At 62.0% G+C, this 14,787-nt stretch carries 16 protein-coding genes; 7 read left to right on the forward strand and 9 right to left on the reverse strand.

The window, feature by feature from the left end:
- Nucleotides 1–642: 642 nt before the first annotated feature.
- From NIT7645_RS18320 to nthA, 3 genes are read right to left on the reverse strand one after another with little or no spacing between them, the layout of a single operon-like run.
- Nucleotides 643–999, reverse strand: coding sequence for a nitrile hydratase accessory protein (locus NIT7645_RS18320; RefSeq protein WP_050687740.1), 357 nt, complete (start codon nucleotides 997–999; stop codon nucleotides 643–645).
- Nucleotides 996–1,754, reverse strand: coding sequence for a nitrile hydratase subunit beta (gene nthB / locus NIT7645_RS18325; protein ID WP_050687741.1), 759 nt, complete (start codon nucleotides 1,752–1,754; stop codon nucleotides 996–998). Before nthB ends, NIT7645_RS18320 begins: the two co-directional genes overlap by 4 nt.
- Nucleotides 1,751–2,374 (reverse strand): nitrile hydratase subunit alpha, encoded by a 624-nt coding sequence (nthA, locus tag NIT7645_RS18330; RefSeq protein ID WP_037302147.1) that lies wholly within the window; start codon nucleotides 2,372–2,374, stop codon nucleotides 1,751–1,753. Before nthA ends, nthB begins: the two co-directional genes overlap by 4 nt.
- Nucleotides 2,375–2,663: 289 nt before the next feature.
- Here nthA and secG point away from each other — a divergent pair, with 289 nt between their 5' ends.
- A complete protein-coding gene (gene secG, locus NIT7645_RS18335; RefSeq protein ID WP_037302144.1) occupies nucleotides 2,664–3,035 on the forward strand; it encodes a preprotein translocase subunit SecG in 372 nt (123 codons plus the stop codon).
- Between the two features lie 217 nt (nucleotides 3,036–3,252).
- Complete coding sequence (gene pyrG / locus NIT7645_RS18340; protein WP_037302730.1) at nucleotides 3,253–4,896, forward strand: CTP synthase; 1,644 nt, start codon at nucleotides 3,253–3,255, stop codon at nucleotides 4,894–4,896.
- 70 nt (nucleotides 4,897–4,966) lie between these two features.
- On the opposite strand, the gene NIT7645_RS18345 is transcribed toward pyrG, so the two are convergent.
- Nucleotides 4,967–5,866 (reverse strand): LysR family transcriptional regulator, encoded by a 900-nt coding sequence (locus NIT7645_RS18345; RefSeq protein ID WP_159420192.1) that lies wholly within the window; start codon nucleotides 5,864–5,866, stop codon nucleotides 4,967–4,969.
- A gap of 118 nt (nucleotides 5,867–5,984) precedes the next feature.
- Between NIT7645_RS18345 and NIT7645_RS18350 the strand changes: the two genes are divergently transcribed.
- On the forward strand, nucleotides 5,985–6,620 hold the full coding sequence (locus NIT7645_RS18350) for an HD domain-containing protein (RefSeq protein ID WP_046211123.1): 636 nt from the start codon (nucleotides 5,985–5,987) through the stop codon (nucleotides 6,618–6,620).
- 135 nt (nucleotides 6,621–6,755) lie between these two features.
- Here NIT7645_RS18350 and NIT7645_RS18355 read toward each other — a convergent pair whose 3' ends face one another.
- Nucleotides 6,756–7,640: a glycosyltransferase family protein gene (locus NIT7645_RS18355; protein ID WP_050687746.1), complete on the reverse strand. Its 885-nt coding sequence runs from the start codon at nucleotides 7,638–7,640 to the stop codon at nucleotides 6,756–6,758.
- Nucleotides 7,641–8,007: 367 nt separating this feature from the next.
- Here NIT7645_RS18355 and NIT7645_RS18360 point away from each other — a divergent pair, with 367 nt between their 5' ends.
- Nucleotides 8,008–8,910: a fructose bisphosphate aldolase gene (locus tag NIT7645_RS18360; RefSeq protein WP_050687748.1), complete on the forward strand. Its 903-nt coding sequence runs from the start codon at nucleotides 8,008–8,010 to the stop codon at nucleotides 8,908–8,910.
- A gap of 102 nt (nucleotides 8,911–9,012) precedes the next feature.
- On the opposite strand, the gene NIT7645_RS18365 is transcribed toward NIT7645_RS18360, so the two are convergent.
- Nucleotides 9,013–9,798 (reverse strand): crotonase/enoyl-CoA hydratase family protein, encoded by a 786-nt coding sequence (locus NIT7645_RS18365; protein ID WP_050687750.1) that lies wholly within the window; start codon nucleotides 9,796–9,798, stop codon nucleotides 9,013–9,015.
- Between the two features lie 181 nt (nucleotides 9,799–9,979).
- Between NIT7645_RS18365 and NIT7645_RS18370 the strand changes: the two genes are divergently transcribed.
- Nucleotides 9,980–11,098 (forward strand): pyridoxal phosphate-dependent aminotransferase, encoded by a 1,119-nt coding sequence (locus tag NIT7645_RS18370; protein WP_050687752.1) that lies wholly within the window; start codon nucleotides 9,980–9,982, stop codon nucleotides 11,096–11,098.
- 91 nt (nucleotides 11,099–11,189) lie between these two features.
- Here NIT7645_RS18370 and NIT7645_RS18375 read toward each other — a convergent pair whose 3' ends face one another.
- The 3 genes from NIT7645_RS18375 to NIT7645_RS18380 all read right to left on the reverse strand — a co-directional run bounded on the left by NIT7645_RS18375 (nucleotide 11,190) and on the right by NIT7645_RS18380 (nucleotide 13,572).
- Nucleotides 11,190–12,443, reverse strand: a complete 1,254-nt coding sequence (locus tag NIT7645_RS18375) for a pyridoxal-phosphate-dependent aminotransferase family protein (RefSeq protein WP_050687754.1) — start codon at nucleotides 12,441–12,443, stop codon at nucleotides 11,190–11,192.
- Between the two features lie 166 nt (nucleotides 12,444–12,609).
- Entirely contained in the window at nucleotides 12,610–12,771 is a 162-nt protein-coding gene (locus tag NIT7645_RS19725; RefSeq protein ID WP_242656136.1) for a hypothetical protein, read from the reverse strand.
- Between the two features lie 15 nt (nucleotides 12,772–12,786).
- Nucleotides 12,787–13,572 (reverse strand): LysR family transcriptional regulator, encoded by a 786-nt coding sequence (locus tag NIT7645_RS18380; RefSeq protein ID WP_242656135.1) that lies wholly within the window; start codon nucleotides 13,570–13,572, stop codon nucleotides 12,787–12,789.
- A 111-nt stretch (nucleotides 13,573–13,683) separates the two neighbouring features.
- On the opposite strand from NIT7645_RS18380, the gene NIT7645_RS18385 reads away from it, so the two are divergent.
- Together NIT7645_RS18385 and NIT7645_RS18390 are read left to right on the forward strand one after the other, a co-directional pair.
- Complete coding sequence (locus NIT7645_RS18385) at nucleotides 13,684–14,127, forward strand: cupin domain-containing protein (RefSeq protein ID WP_050673738.1); 444 nt, start codon at nucleotides 13,684–13,686, stop codon at nucleotides 14,125–14,127.
- Between the two features lie 12 nt (nucleotides 14,128–14,139).
- On the forward strand, nucleotides 14,140–14,520 hold the full coding sequence (locus NIT7645_RS18390; protein ID WP_008560147.1) for a hypothetical protein: 381 nt from the start codon (nucleotides 14,140–14,142) through the stop codon (nucleotides 14,518–14,520).
- The last annotated feature ends 267 nt before the right edge of the window (nucleotides 14,521–14,787 follow it).

Below are 14,787 nucleotides of genomic sequence, written 5' to 3' on the forward strand. Positions count from 1 at the left end.
GAAGACTTGAAGAACTCAAAGCCGACCTTTGTTTGGCGCCGATTAATGACCGATAAGGGCCGATCGCACCCCGGTTGGGGTTCTGCGGCCTCGGTTTTGCAAAGGTCGCTATCTGCGCAAAGCACCCGCAGCAATCGCCCCTCCCCCAGCTCTCACCCACTCCCCTGCCCGTTGCCTACCCACCGAACGCAGTGGTTACGATCTTCTCAGACGGATGTGTCAGACTGTCAGGTGATCGATCACACCCTGCGCGGCCTCTGCATATCTGGCCGCGCCACCAACTCAGACGACCCAAGATTGGCCCCGCCCTGCGTGGTGCTGCGAGAGATCGCAGTTTGGCACGCCGCGCTTTGCGGGGGCAGATCGGGATCCTGTCCGCCAGGCCCTGACCGGCCTGTCCAACCTTTTCGCGGCGGCGCCGCCCTCTTCGTCTGTCACAGATCCTGTTTCTGGACCGTGAGAGGCCCCAACAACCGCCCGCCCCATACCGGCGGGCCAGACCAAAAGATGAAAAATAGCAGCTCGGCCAATCAGCCCCTGCACCGATCAACCCCGCACCGGTCCACCCGCGCGCGGGCCAGTCCTCTGCATCCCGGCCCTCTGCATTCAGGCCCACTTCATCCCGGCCCTCTGCATCCGGGCTCAGCTCTCCTGTGCGGAGGGCTCTTCCAGCTGGACCGGCTGGCCATGGGGCGTGGCGAGATAGGCCGCCTCCCATTTCAGGCGCATGTCCTCTGCACCCTGCGCGGCGACTGTCCCGGCCTCTGCCAGGTAGTGCTCCAGCGTCTCCAGCCAGGCGGCAAAGTAATCCTCTCCGCCGTTCAGATCCCTGCCCAGCCCATGCCGGCGCAAGGTGGCCGAGAACCGCGCCACCCAATCGGTCCAGGAAAACGCCCCGCTTTCGTTCAGATGCACCGTCAGCGCAAAGACCTGCGCGTGCCAGGGCTGTTCAAAGGCGGGTTCTGGGCGCTCGGGCGCCAATGTCTTTGGTCCGCTCATACCGGCTCCAGGTAGCTCTGCCACAGATCCAGCACAACCTCGTCGCCGGGATGTTCCGGCGCGCTCCACAGCTCTGACGCGGCAAAGGCCACCGCATATAGCGGCTCTGGCGCCTCTCCCAGGCCGTGGGCCGCACTGTCGGGCAGCACATGGGTGCCATGCACCCGCACAATCCGCCCCAGCGCCCCAACCGCATAGCTGGGCAGCCGCGTATGGCCGCCGTCCACCAGCCGGTTGCCACCGGGCCTGCGACAGCGCACAGCGTCGCCGGGGGCAAAGGCAATCGCCACTTCACTGGGCCGATCCGCCGGACCACCCTTTGCCAGCGCCGCGGCCACATCCGCCGCCTTCAGCGCACGGGCAGCCAGCGGATGCGGAGCCACAGCCGCCGCCTTCAGCGCACGGGCAGCCAGCGGATGCGGAGCCACAGCCGCCGCGCCCGTGCCCTCGCCGCCCTCGCCGCCATCAGCGGGCTGGGCCAGATCTTCGGCGCGCAGCACCTGTTTTTCGACCAGCAGCGTTGCCAGACCCGCCAGCCATTTCTCGTAGTAGGAAAAACGCGCATAATCCTTTGGCGCAAGCCGCTCTCGGGCGTGGCGCGAGGTGTCGATGTTCCACTGCCCCAAGGCCCCTGCCGCCAGCGTCACCGCCAGCGCGCGGCCGTGCCAGTCCTCGGCAAACACCGGCGCATCCTCTGCGTCGGGCCGCACCGGGCCATCACCGAATCGCCCGCCCATGTCATGCATCCGTGTCATGCGGGTGCCTCCGGCTTGCGGGCAAGCCCTGTGCCAATCATGCTGTCGCGGCTCACCAGGGCGGTCAGCTCATCCTCGCTCATCCCGTCAGAGCCCTCCGGGCGCATGGGCAGCACGAGATATCGCACCTCCGCCGTGGAATCCCAGACCCGCACAGATGTGTCTTGCGGCAGGCTCACGCCAAATTCCGCCAGCACCTTGCGGGGCTCGCGCACTGCGCGGGCGCGGTAGGCATCGGATTTGTACCAGCCGGGCGGGATTCCCAGCAAAGGCCACGGGTAGCAGCTGCATAGGGTACAGACGACCATGTTGTGCTGCGCCGGGGTATTTTCGACCACGACCACATGTTCGCCCTGACGCCCGTAAAACCCAAGATCCGCCAGCAGCGGGTCGGCATCCGCAAGCAGGTCAGCCTTGAACGCCGGATCAGACCAGGCGCGGGCCACAACCCGCGCGCCATTGGCCGGGCCGATGCGGTTTTGATAGGTGTCGATGATTTCATCCAATGCAGCTGGATCAATCAGACCCTTCCGGGTGAGAATCGTTTCCAGCGCCTTCACGCGAAGCGCGGGGTCAGGCGGCAGGAGGCTATGCGGGTGGTCGCAGTGATCATGGGGCATGGCCGCATGCTGACCTGTGGATTGCCGTTCTGTCCAGCGCGAACTGCGTCGCGCCTCGCAATCGTGAACTGCGCGTATTGCGCACTGCCTGAACACCCCGCCCAACAGTCACGCCCGCATAAAAATGCCAATGCAAATTGGCTCTTGTTGCGGCCCAGTGCAGGCCATTCATGGCACAGAGGTCACGCCCTGGCGGTCTTTGGCCGGATCGAGGCAAACTGAGCCCTTGCCCCTCAGGCCAATCTTCCCTATTTACCGCCCGATACTCAGCCAACCGCCGTAGGATCCTATGGAAAACGTCGTACTCATCATCCACCTTCTCCTGGCCCTGGGTCTTATTGCCGTAGTTCTGCTGCAGCGCTCCGAAGGTGGAGGACTGGGCATGGGCGGCGGCGGTGGCGGCGGAGCCATGTCTGGCCGTGCAGCTGCAACAGCGATGACCAAGCTGACATGGATCCTGGCGATTGCGTTCATCGCAACGTCGATCACCTTGACCATTCTGGCAGCACAGAAATCCTCCGGCTCGTCCGTTCTGGATCGCATCACCCTGCCTGCCGGTCAGGATGCTGGTGCGGCAGATGCACCGTCCAGCCCGCTGGGCAGCGATCTGCTGCCGCCTGCACAGGGCGACAATGCACCGCTGGTACCCAGCGCCGACTGATCCTGCCGATCAGCAACGCTAACTTCCAGGCCGGGCAACCGGCCGGATTCGCAAGAATCCACCAGACTTAGAAATAACAAAGCCAGCCGTAACAGCATCTTGCGGCTTGCTTGCGCATTTTGCGCGAATCCCTTATACGTTAAGTCCCGTGATGCTGCGGTTTTCTGCGACCGCCGGGCAGCTGAATTCTGACTTCTCACGGGGGCAGCCGACACTCATGGCGCGTTTCATCTTCATTACTGGCGGTGTTGTTTCATCACTGGGCAAAGGGCTGGCGTCTGCCGCTCTCGGGGCACTTTTGCAGGCACGCGGATACTCTGTCCGCCTGCGCAAACTGGACCCCTATCTGAACGTCGATCCGGGCACGATGAGCCCGTTTGAACATGGCGAAGTCTTCGTGACCGATGACGGCGCCGAAACCGATCTGGACCTTGGCCACTATGAACGCTTTACCGGCGTTGCGGCCCGCAAGACGGACTCTGTCTCTTCCGGTCGGATCTATTCCAACGTGCTGGAAAAGGAACGTCGTGGCGACTATCTCGGCAAGACGATCCAGGTCATTCCGCATGTGACCAACGAAATCAAAGACTTCATCTCCATTGGCGAAGATGAGGTGGATTTCATGCTCTGCGAAATCGGCGGCACTGTCGGCGACATCGAAGGCCTGCCCTTCTTTGAAGCGATCCGCCAGTTTGCCAATGACAAGCCGCGCGGCGAGTGCATTTTCATGCACCTGACCCTGCTGCCCTACATCAAGGCATCGGGTGAGCTGAAAACCAAACCGACCCAGCACTCCGTCAAGGAACTGCGCTCCATCGGTCTGGCGCCCGACATTCTGGTCTGCCGCTCCGAAGGTCCGATCCCGGTCAAGGAACGCGAAAAGCTGGCGTTGTTCTGCAACGTGCGCGCCGACTCTGTGATTGCCGCGCAGGATCTGAAATCCATCTACGAGGCACCGCTGGCCTATCACCGCGAAGGTCTGGACCAGGCGGTTCTGGATGCCTTTGGGATCAACCCCGCGCCCAAGCCCAAGCTGGATCGCTGGGAAGATGTGGCTGACCGCATCTACAACCCGGAAGGCGAAGTGAAAGTTGCCATCGTCGGCAAATACACCCAGCTGGAAGACGCCTATAAATCCATCGCCGAGGCGCTGACCCACGGTGGCATGGCCAACCGCGTCAAGGTCAAGATCGAATGGGTGGATGCCGAGCTCTTCGACAAGGAAGACGCCGCGCCCTACCTGCAGGGCTATAACGCCATTCTGGTCCCCGGCGGTTTTGGCGAGCGCGGCACCGAAGGCAAGATCAAGGCGGCGCAATATGCCCGAGAGCACAAGCTGCCCTACCTTGGCATCTGCCTTGGCATGCAGATGGCGGTTATCGAAGCTGCGCGCAACGTTGCAGGCATCTCCGAGGCGGGCTCTGAGGAGTTTGACCACGAGGCGGGCCAGAAACGCTTTGAGCCGGTGGTCTATCACCTCAAGGAATGGGTGCAGGGCAACCACACCGTCGCGCGCAAGGTCGATGACGACAAGGGCGGCACCATGCGTCTGGGCGCCTATAACGCGACCCTGACCGAGGGCTCCAAAGTGGCCGAAGTCTATGGCGACACCCAGATCGAGGAACGCCATCGTCACCGGTATGAGGTGGACACCAAATACCGCGATCAGCTGGAAGCCTGCGGCCTGCAGTTCTCTGGCATGTCGCCCGACGGTCGCCTGCCTGAAATCGTGGAATGGAAGGATCACCCCTGGTTCATCGGTGTTCAGTTCCACCCGGAACTGAAATCCAAACCCTTCGATCCGCACCCGCTGTTCAAGGATTTCGTCCGCGCAGCCAAGGACGCATCGCGTCTGGTGTGATCTGCGGATATCTCTGTTGATCCAGAAAGGCAGGCCTTCGGGTCTGCCTTTTTCGTTCAGACGACGGGGGTCAGGCCGCGCCCATCAGATAGGTGCGCAGGCGCTGGAATGCGGGTTTGGCTGTCATGTCAGGCCGGTAGACAAGGTAATAGCCATAGTGCGGCCGCGACAAGGCAGGCCCCACCCGGACCAGCCGCCCGTCCTGCACCATCTGGTCCTCGAGCCCCCAGTAACCCAGGCCAATCCCCTCGCCTGCGCAGATTATGTCGAGCATGGACGGGTAGCTCAGCACCGTGCGCAGCCGCTGGCCGGACGGCAGGCTCTGGCCTTCGCGCTCGTAAAAGCGGGCCCAGGTGATCCAGCCATTGAGATGCGGATCGCCATGATCAAACAGCAACGCCGGATCAAGCGTCGCAATGGGACGATCGGGATCAAATGTCGGATGATTGGCCAGAAACTCCGGGCTGGCGACGATCTGGCAGGTCTCCAGAAACAGCAGGTCTGCGGCGTTGTCCCCGAAATCTCCATTCCCAAAGCGAATGGAGCAGTCAATCGCACGATCGTCAAAGCTGCGATAATCATCCGAGGTGATGAAATTGATCGTGACATTCGCCGCCGCCCGCATCGCACCGATCCGCGGCATCAGCCACAGATGTGTCACCCCAAAGGAGGCCCCGATCCGCAATTCCTGATCATTGACAGGCGCCACATCCTGCAAGCCGACCTCTAGCCGGTCGAGCACGGAAGTTGCGAGTTCTGCAAGGGTTTCGCCCTCAGCCGTCAAGCGGATCTGATTGCCACGACGCAGAAACAGCGGCGCGCCGATCCAGTCTTCCAGCCGTGCTATGTGGCGGGTCACAGCGGGCTGGGCCACCGACAGATCCTCGGCTGCGCGGGTAAAACTACCGTGTCTGGCAGCGGCCTCAAACGCGACAAGGGCATTCATCGGCGGCAGTTTTCGGCGGGCCATTGCACGGCCTTTCATAACAAAAAGATATGAAAGCATTCCACTATTTGCCATCGCGGTAAAGCCGGCTTGGGTGCAGAGTTTTCCCAACAGCAGAAATCGCCACCACGAAAGGACCGTCATGGACCGGGTTACATTCAGGCAGATGAAGGACGGCACAAAGGAAGAGTATGAATTCCTGACGGCCCATGAGGTTGAATATACCAAGGGCACCGCCGACCGGCTGCTGCACGCGCTGGAGCATCTGGACGAGGGCCTGTCAGGCTATCAGATCACCCGGCTGGGCCATTCGGTGCAATCGGCCACCCGCGCCTGGCGGGATGGGGCAGACATCGACTGGGTGGTTTCGGCGCTTTTGCATGACATCGGCGATATCTTTGCGCCCTACAATCACGACGAATACGCCGCCACCATCCTCAAACCCTTTGTGCGCGAACAATGCCGCTGGTGCGTTGAAACCCACGGCGATTTCCAGATGCTGTATTACGGGCAGCACCTGGAGGGGTTTGACCAGCACAAACGCGAACGCCATCGCGGCCATCGGTATTTCGACGATTGCGCAGAGTTCTGCGAGCGTTGGGATCAGGCCAGTTTCGATCCCGATTATGACACCCTGCCCCTGTCGTTCTTTGCCCCGATGGTGAGAGAGGTCTTTGCCCGCACGCCTTATGATCCGCAGGTGACGGGCGCGCCCGATCTGCCGCTGCAGGTGGCCGAGGTCGCAAAGCAGCGGTCAACCAATGGGGCACAGCCGTGACCGACAAACCCCGTCTGCCCCCGCGCGCGCCTCGCAAGGTCTGGCAGACTAAGTAAGCCCGGCAGACAAAAAAGGCACGAAACCACGCCTCCCTGCAAAGGGTGACCAACATCGCCCTTTGCACCTCCAAGCGCGTCACACCAGTGACGCGAAGGAAGGCGGAATGCGATAGATGTCAAATTGGCTTTGGCGCGATAGTGTGCCATCAGCACAAAGCACACGGTGGAAACCTTCTCTGACTTCGCGAACCCGATACCCATGGTCCACCGTATCAAACGTAGCCTGTGAGACCCGCGACCGCTCCAGCCGACCCAGATGCGTGTCCAGAACCCAGGATGCGTCTTTTTGCCAGGTCGCTCCTGCCCCTTTGCCATGGTCCTGAAACTCTTTGTGGCGCATCACGTGGCTGTTCCGCCGTGTGTCCAGATCGCTATCCCGCATATGAAAAAGAAAGAGATCATCGTCGATCGTGAAGGGTTTGTTGCATCCGTGAAACCCCGTACCCCACATCGCAGGCCCTGTGCGTACCAGAGGCTTGCTGTAGCGATCACTCAAATAGCAGAAGGCGCGTTGCTCCAAAATGGGACGGGCCGGATCAAGCGCCGCCGGTTCCAGCGCGGGCAGCTGCGTGACATTCACCCCAAGTGCAGCGGTTACCTGCCCGATTTTGCCTGATGCCAGAAAACGGGACAAACAATGTCCAAACTCAGCGGAAGGGATCAGGAACTCATCGACATCAACGTAAATCACACCCTTGTAGTAGTTCAGCAATCCATTGCCCAAATGCGACACGAAACTGGCTCGCGCCGAGTCAAAGGAAACCCGCCTGTATACCGTTTTCGGACCTCCAACGGTCCCGGACAAATGATCTGGCACCGTGATCCGGTTGACTGAGCTGGGGATAAGTTCCCGAAACTCCGGTCCGGATTTGTTATCCAACAGAAAAATATCAGCATCAGCAAAATGACGGCGGTAGTATTTCAGCCAGATGGGTAGGAAATGAAATTCATCCTTCACCATCGTAAGAATGCAAAATCCTGACGACACAAAAACCTCAAAAGTGTACGCCCTGAATGTGAAAATGGGCAGCTGCAATGCAAATAGTGAAGCGCTTGGCCCCTCTACCACAGGATGCTAACAGCTGCAATGTGCAACCAAAGGGTCGCACCCTGCCAGCGCCCAACAAGCCGTTGAAACAGCATTTGAACCCGACCTCATGATCCTTGCACGAACGACTCGCATCGGGGTTCTGAAATCCGCCACCCCCTTTGCGACAGCTTTAGCGCGATCGTTAGCGCAACCATTTGATGCTGAGAGTTGTTTCCTGAAAAACTAAAGGTATAGACGGGAGTAGATTGTTATTCCCATCCAGTGGAGACCCGACCTCATGGCGCAAGAAACCTCGACACAGACCGCTCAGTTCGACCGTATCGCAAACGGCAAGGGCTTCATTGCGGCGCTCGATCAATCTGGCGGCTCCACCCCCAAGGCGCTGGCGCTTTATGGTGTGATGGAAGACGCCTACAGCAACGACGACGAGATGTTCGGCGAAATCCAGAAGATGCGCGCGCGCATCATCACCGCACCGGATTTCAACAGCGACAAGATCCTTGGCGCGATCCTGTTTGAAAAAACCATGGACGCCGCAATCGACGGCATTCCGGTGCCTGCGTATCTTTGGGACAAATGCGGCGTCGTTCCTTTCCTGAAGGTCGACAAGGGGCTCGCCGATGAGGCCGACGACGTACAGACCATGAAGCCGATGCCCGACCTGGATGACCTGCTGTCGCGCGCGGTAAAGGCCGGTATCTTCGGCACCAAGATGCGCTCTGTCGTGAAGGCCGCAAATGAGGCGGGCATCAAGAACGTCGTGGGCCAGCAGTTCATCGTTGGTCGCCAGATTGCGGCAGCGGGCCTGCTGCCGATCATCGAGCCGGAAGTGGACATCAACTCCGCCACCAAGGCCGAAGCGGAAACCCTGCTGAAAGCGGCCATCCTGGAAGAGCTGAACGCCCTGCCCGAAGGCACCAAAGTGGCGCTGAAGCTGACCATCCCGACCGAGGCCGGTCTTTATGATGATCTGGCCGCCCATGATGCGGTGGTGCGTGTTGTGGCGCTGTCCGGTGGCTACAGCACCGACGATGCCTGCGAGAAGCTGGCCCAGAACAAGACCATGATCGCCTCCTTCAGCCGCGCCCTGACCGAAGGTCTGAACGTGGCCATGAGCGACGAGGACTACAACGCCGCGCTGGGGTCGAACATCGACAAGATCTACCGCGCCTCTATCTGAGGCCCGCCTGCCCGCAAATGTGGGTGAGACACAACAAAAAGAGCCGCGCCGGTCAGATCCCGGCGCGGCCTTTTTTATTGCAGGGGTTGGCTGGTGCCGACCTCAGTCGAATTTGGGGGCGCGTTTCTGCATCTGGGCGGCGACCACTTCCATCTGCTCGGGCTTGCCGATCAGGCCGACCTGAACGCGGGATTCCTCCAGCAGCACCTCGGCCCGGTCTGTGCTTGCTTCGGCGGTTTCGATCAGGGCCTTGGCTGCGCGGATGGCAGCGGGGCTTTGGCCTGCGATCAGCGTCGCGAGCTCCTGGGCGCGGGCGATGGGATCCTCGGCCAGCTCAGTCACCAGCCCCCAGTCCAGCGCCTGCGGCGCCGAGACCTTTTCAGCCGTATAGGTCAGCCTGCGCAGCACGTCAGAGCGCAGCAGCCGTGGCAAGAGCACCATGCCCCCCATGTCGGGAACGATGCCCCATTTCATCTCCATCACCGAAAACGCTGCATCCGGCGCGGCAATGCGGATATCGGCCCCCAGCGCCAGTTGCAGACCGCCGCCAAAGGCCACGCCCTTGATCGCCGCAATCACCGGCATCGGCAGGCGGCGCCAGACCATTGCCACCTGCTGCACCTGATTGGCATCGCCGTAGTCCCGCGCCATCAGCCACTCTTCGGGGTTTTGCAGCCCCATCTGGGCAAAGCTCATCAGATCAAGCCCCGCGCAAAACGCCTTGCCCTCGCCCGAGAGAACAACAACGCGCGCCTTGCTGTCCATCAGGCTTTCCCCGGCGGCAATGATATCTTCGATCATCTGCGAGTCAAGAGCGTTCATCTTGTCGCCGCGCGTCAGCGTAACGTGGGCAATGTGGTTTTCAATTGTGACCGAGACGCGTGCCATCTGTCTGTTCCTCCTGCGTGACCGGATATGCGGCCCGCCTGTTCCGTCTGTTTGTTGGTCAAAGACTGCCCCGGATCCCCGGACCATGCCAGCCTGACGCCGGGGCATATGGGGGCTGGATGGCGCGCGCGGATTGTCTCGGCCTCTTGCCTGCGTCGCGGGCTTGGCGTTATCTGCGCCCATGACACAGCCACGCTATACCCCGCTCGCCCAATCCCTGCCCGCCTCTGTTCCCTTTGTCGGGCCCGAAGCCCAGGAGCGCCAGCGCGGCGCGCCATTCGTGGCGCGGTTGGGCGCGAACGAGAACATCTTTGGCCCCTCGCCCAAGGCGATTGCCGCCATGCAGGCCTCTGTGGCCGAGATCTGGAAATACGGCGATCCCGAAAGCCATGAGCTGCGCGCCGCCCTTGCCGCGCATCACGGTATCAGCACGGACAATGTGCTGGTCGGGGAAGGCATCGATGGGCTGCTGGGATATCTGGTGCGGTTGCTCATTGCCGAGGGCGACGCGGTTGTCACCTCTCTTGGGGCCTACCCCACCTTCAACTACCATGTCGCGGGTTTCGGCGGGGTGCTGCATACGGTGCCCTACAAGGACGACCACGAAGACCCCTATGCGCTGTTTGCCAAGGCCGCTGAGGTGGATGCGAAACTGGTCTATCTCGCCAATCCCGACAACCCGATGGGCAGCTGGCACAGCGGTGCAGATCTGCTTGCGGCGCTGGATCAGTTGCCAGAGGGCTGTCTGCTGCTGTTGGACGAGGCCTATATCGAATGCGCGCCAGAGGGCACGGCGACACCCGTGGACATCAATGACCCCCGTGTGATCCGCACCCGCACCTTTTCCAAGGCCTACGGGATGGCTGGCGCGCGGGTGGGCTATGTGCTGGGCGCGGCCGAGCTGATCGGCGCGTTCAACAAGGTGCGCAACCATTTCGGCATGAACCGCAGTGCCCAGATCGGCGCGCTGGCGGCGCTGGAGGATCAGGACTGGCTGGCTGAGGTGGTGGGCCGGATTGGCGCAGCACGCGACCGCATCGGGCAGATCGCGCGTGACAATGGGCTGGTGCCCCTGCCCTCTGCCACCAATTTCGTCGCCATCGACTGTGGCCATGACGGCGATTTTGCCAAGGCGGTGCTGGACGGTCTGGTGGCGCGTGGGATCTTTGTGCGGATGCCTTTTGCGGCGCCCCAGAACCGCTGTATCCGCATCAGCTGCGGGCCGGATGATCAGCTGGATGCCCTGGCAGAGGCGCTGCCTCTGGCCTTGGCCGATGCACGGGCCACGCGCCCGGCCTAAGGTCTGCACATCCCAATTCGACAAGAAGAAACGCGCGCGGGACTGGCCTGCGCGCGTTTTCTCGTGTCCGGGTCGCGGTTATGGGCCGCGCTCAGCCGCAGCAGCTCGTGGCGGGCTGATCCGGGGCCTGTTCCCCGCGAACACCTGCCAGCACCTTGGCTGCGGCCTCTACCGCGCCAGAGCCATGCGCAATTCCCAGCGCCTTGAGCCCGGTATCGACGCCGCCCAGCAGGCCCATGATCATCTGACCGTTCACATGGCCCATGTGCCCAAAGCGCAGATAGCCGTGCCATTCCGGGCTGTTGGGTGGCGCCATGCCAAGGCCGATTCCGAGGGTCAGGCCAAGGTTCTGTTCCAGCCACCCCCGCAAGCGGGTGGCGTTGTCGCCACCAATATGCAGTGACGTGACCGCGTTGGAGCGCAAAGCCACATCCTGCACGTTCATGCGCAGCGGGCCATCCGACCCCCAGACCTCGCAGGCGGCCCAGATCGCCTGTGCCAGCCGGTGATGGCGCGCCCAAACCTGCTCTATCCCTTCGCCGTGGATCAGATCCAGCGCCGCGCGCAGACCATAAAGATGATGGGTCGGCGCGGTGCCACCGAAATACTGGTAGAATTCTTCCGGGTTGGCGCGGGGGCTCCAGTCCCAGTAGCGGCTGATCCGCGGCAGGCGCGCGCGGGCCTCGGCGGCCTTGGGGCTGAAGAACACGAACGACATGCCCGCAGGCACCATCAGCCCCTTTTGGCAGGCCGACACCATCACATCGACGCCCCAATCATCCATCTCGAACCGATCACAGCCGAGCGATGCGATACAATCGGCCATCAGCAGGGCCGGATGTCCGGTTGCGTCAAGACAGGCCCGCATCGCCGCCACATCGTTGCGGATCGAGCTGGAGGTATCGACATGCACCGCCAACACCGCCTTGATCTGATGCGCGCGATCCGCGGCAAGACGGCTGGCGACCTGATCCATGTCCCAGGGCTTGCCGGTGCCGTAGTCCAGGATTTCAACCTCAATGCCCAGTGCCTCGGCCATCTCGCCCCACCCCAGCGCAAAGCGGCCCGAGGCGGGCACTAGCACCTTGTCTCCGGGTTGCAGGGTGTTCATCAAGGCGGCTTCCCAGGCGCCGTGGCCGTTGGAAATGTAGATCGCCACGTTATGGACGGTGCGCGCCACCCGGCGCAGATCGGGCACCAGCGTCGCCGTCAGGTCGATCAACTCGCCTGCGTAGATATTGGGGGACGGACGGTGCATGGCCTGCAAGACCGCATCGGGGATCACCGATGGGCCGGGAATGGCCAGATAACCGCGTCCGGCGGCGAGGGAGACATCCGCTGTCATGCTGCACTCCTGAAGGTCTGTGTTGCGCGACCTTGGCGCGGGTCTGCGGGCTCTGCAAGAGCAAGAATGCAACCACACGACGATGTGCGGATGGCGCACGCGGCCTGCGTGTTTTTGCGGCGCATCTGTTTTCGCGATGGACTGGCCTGACCTGTTCCCACGGGTCTCAGGGATTGGCTTCCTTGGCGAGACCGCGCAGGTCGATGCGGTCGAGGGGGCGCAGGATGTCAAAGATCTGCTGGCGCATCCATGCCGCCATCGGGGCCGTGTCAGCCTTGCGGTGCCAGACCCCGATCAGCTGGATCGGATCAATGGCAATCGGTGGCACAAACAGATCAAGCCCTTAGACCGGCTGGACCTTGCGCGCCAGTTGCAGCGGCAACAGCCCGATAAGATCGCTTTCGCTGACCACCCGGCAGACGCCGGAAAACACCGGCACCGTCATCACCACGCGCCGCCTGCGCCCGACCTTTGCCAGCGCCTCGTCGCTTTGGGCGGTCAGATCACCGTGGGGCGCAAACAGCACATGCGGCAGGCTGCAAAAGAGATCGAAGGGCATCCTCTCTCCATGGCGCAGATCCTTGGTGGCGGGATTGCCCCGGCGCGCCAGCACCGCATATTCCGAGCGAAACAGCGGCTCGCGCATCATCCAGTCTGGCAGGTCGGTGTCGGGAAGCAGCGCCAGATCGGCCTGTTGGCGTTCAAGGCTTTCCACATGGTGGCGCGGCACCAGATCCAACAGCTGCGCCCGGATGCCCGGCGCCTTGCGGCTGAGCAGATCGCCAAGCCTTGGCATCAGCATGTCACAGAAGAAATCCGCCGCAGAGATCCGGAACAGCCCACTGGCAGTTGCCGGGTCAAAATGACTGGGCGGTGACAGCAGCGTTTCCAGCCGGTCGAGTTCGGCGCGCAGATCATGGCGCAGGCTTTCGGCGAACTCGGTTGCGACCAGCTGGTTGCCCTGACGCACGAACAGCGGGTCATTCAGCGCATGTCGCAGCCGCGACAGCGCGCCGGAGACCGCCGATTGCGACAGGCCGAGGCGGCGGCCTGCCTTGACGGTGGAGCCTTCGGCAAAGACCGCATCCAGAACCCGCAGCAGATTGAGATCGAGGGTCGCGAAATTCATCTGGCCGATACCTTGTATCAGATACCACAATTTGCCTGATAGCCTTGCCCAACAGTATGCTTGTGTCAACGGAAGCGCTTTCGTTTCAGACCTGTGCGAGGGAGTGAAACGATGAAAGACCTAAGCAAAGACGACGGCGCCATCGAATGGCTGGGCGTCCTTTATAAAACCATCCTCGGCCCGGAAGAGAGCGGCGGCACCATGTCGATTGTCGACAGTCTCTCGCCCGAGGGCAGCGGCCCGCCGCGCCATATCCACCATAACGAAGACGAGACCTTCGTGATCCTTACCGGCCGCTGCCGCGTCTGGATCGACGGGCACGAGCAGATCCTGTCAGCCGGTGAAAGCGCCTTTATCCCCAAGGGCAAGGAACACACATTCAAGGTGCTGGAGGGCGCGCCCTGTCGTCATCTGGTGATCCTGACCCCAGGTGGTTTCGAAGGGTTCTTTGACGAGATGGCAAAGGGGCAATTTGCAATCCCCGACGATATGCCCGCCATCATCGAAGCGGGCAGCCGCCACAACCTGACCTTTACCGGCCCGCCCCTTGATTGAGGAGACCCTGACATGAAATCCATTGCATCCATGTTCTTTGCCATCGGCGCGGTCTTTGCCCTGGTCGGCATGATCTGGGGGATCCAGATGTCGGCAAGCCAGGACCACACGCTGTCGCCCGCGCATGGGCATCTGAACCTTCTGGGGTTTGCCGCGATGAGCCTGTTTGGCAGCTACTACGCCCTGTCGCCGCAGGCCGCTGCGGCGGGATTGGCAAAACTGCATCTTGGCCTTGCCACGCTCTCTGTGATCGTTCTGGTGCCCGGCATCGTGATGGCGATCACCGAACGGGGGGAGGGTCTGGCCAAGTCGGGATCGATCCTCGCGGTTTTGTCGATGCTTTTGTTTCTGGTCATCGTGCTGCGCCATCCGATCGGGCAGCGCCATAGCTGATGACCAAGGCAGGCGCCCCTGCCGATCGGGGCGCTGACGGGGGGAGGCTGGGCAGGCGCATGGTTCCTGCCCGGTTCCTGCCCGGTTCCAGCCCAGTTCCTGCCCGGTTCCAGCCCAGTTCCTGCCCGGTTCCAGCCGGCGCAAAATGCACTCTGCCCCGGCGGTTCTGCGGCAGGGGACGCGGGGGCAGGCCACGACTGATGCAGGCCCCGATGCTTGCACCTTTGCCCCCAGCTGCTTAAATGGCGCAGGTCTGACGCATCCGTC

It is taken from the genome of Phaeobacter italicus (assembly GCF_001258055.1).
In the GTDB taxonomy this organism is placed as follows: Bacteria; Pseudomonadota; Alphaproteobacteria; order Rhodobacterales; family Rhodobacteraceae; genus Phaeobacter; species Phaeobacter italicus.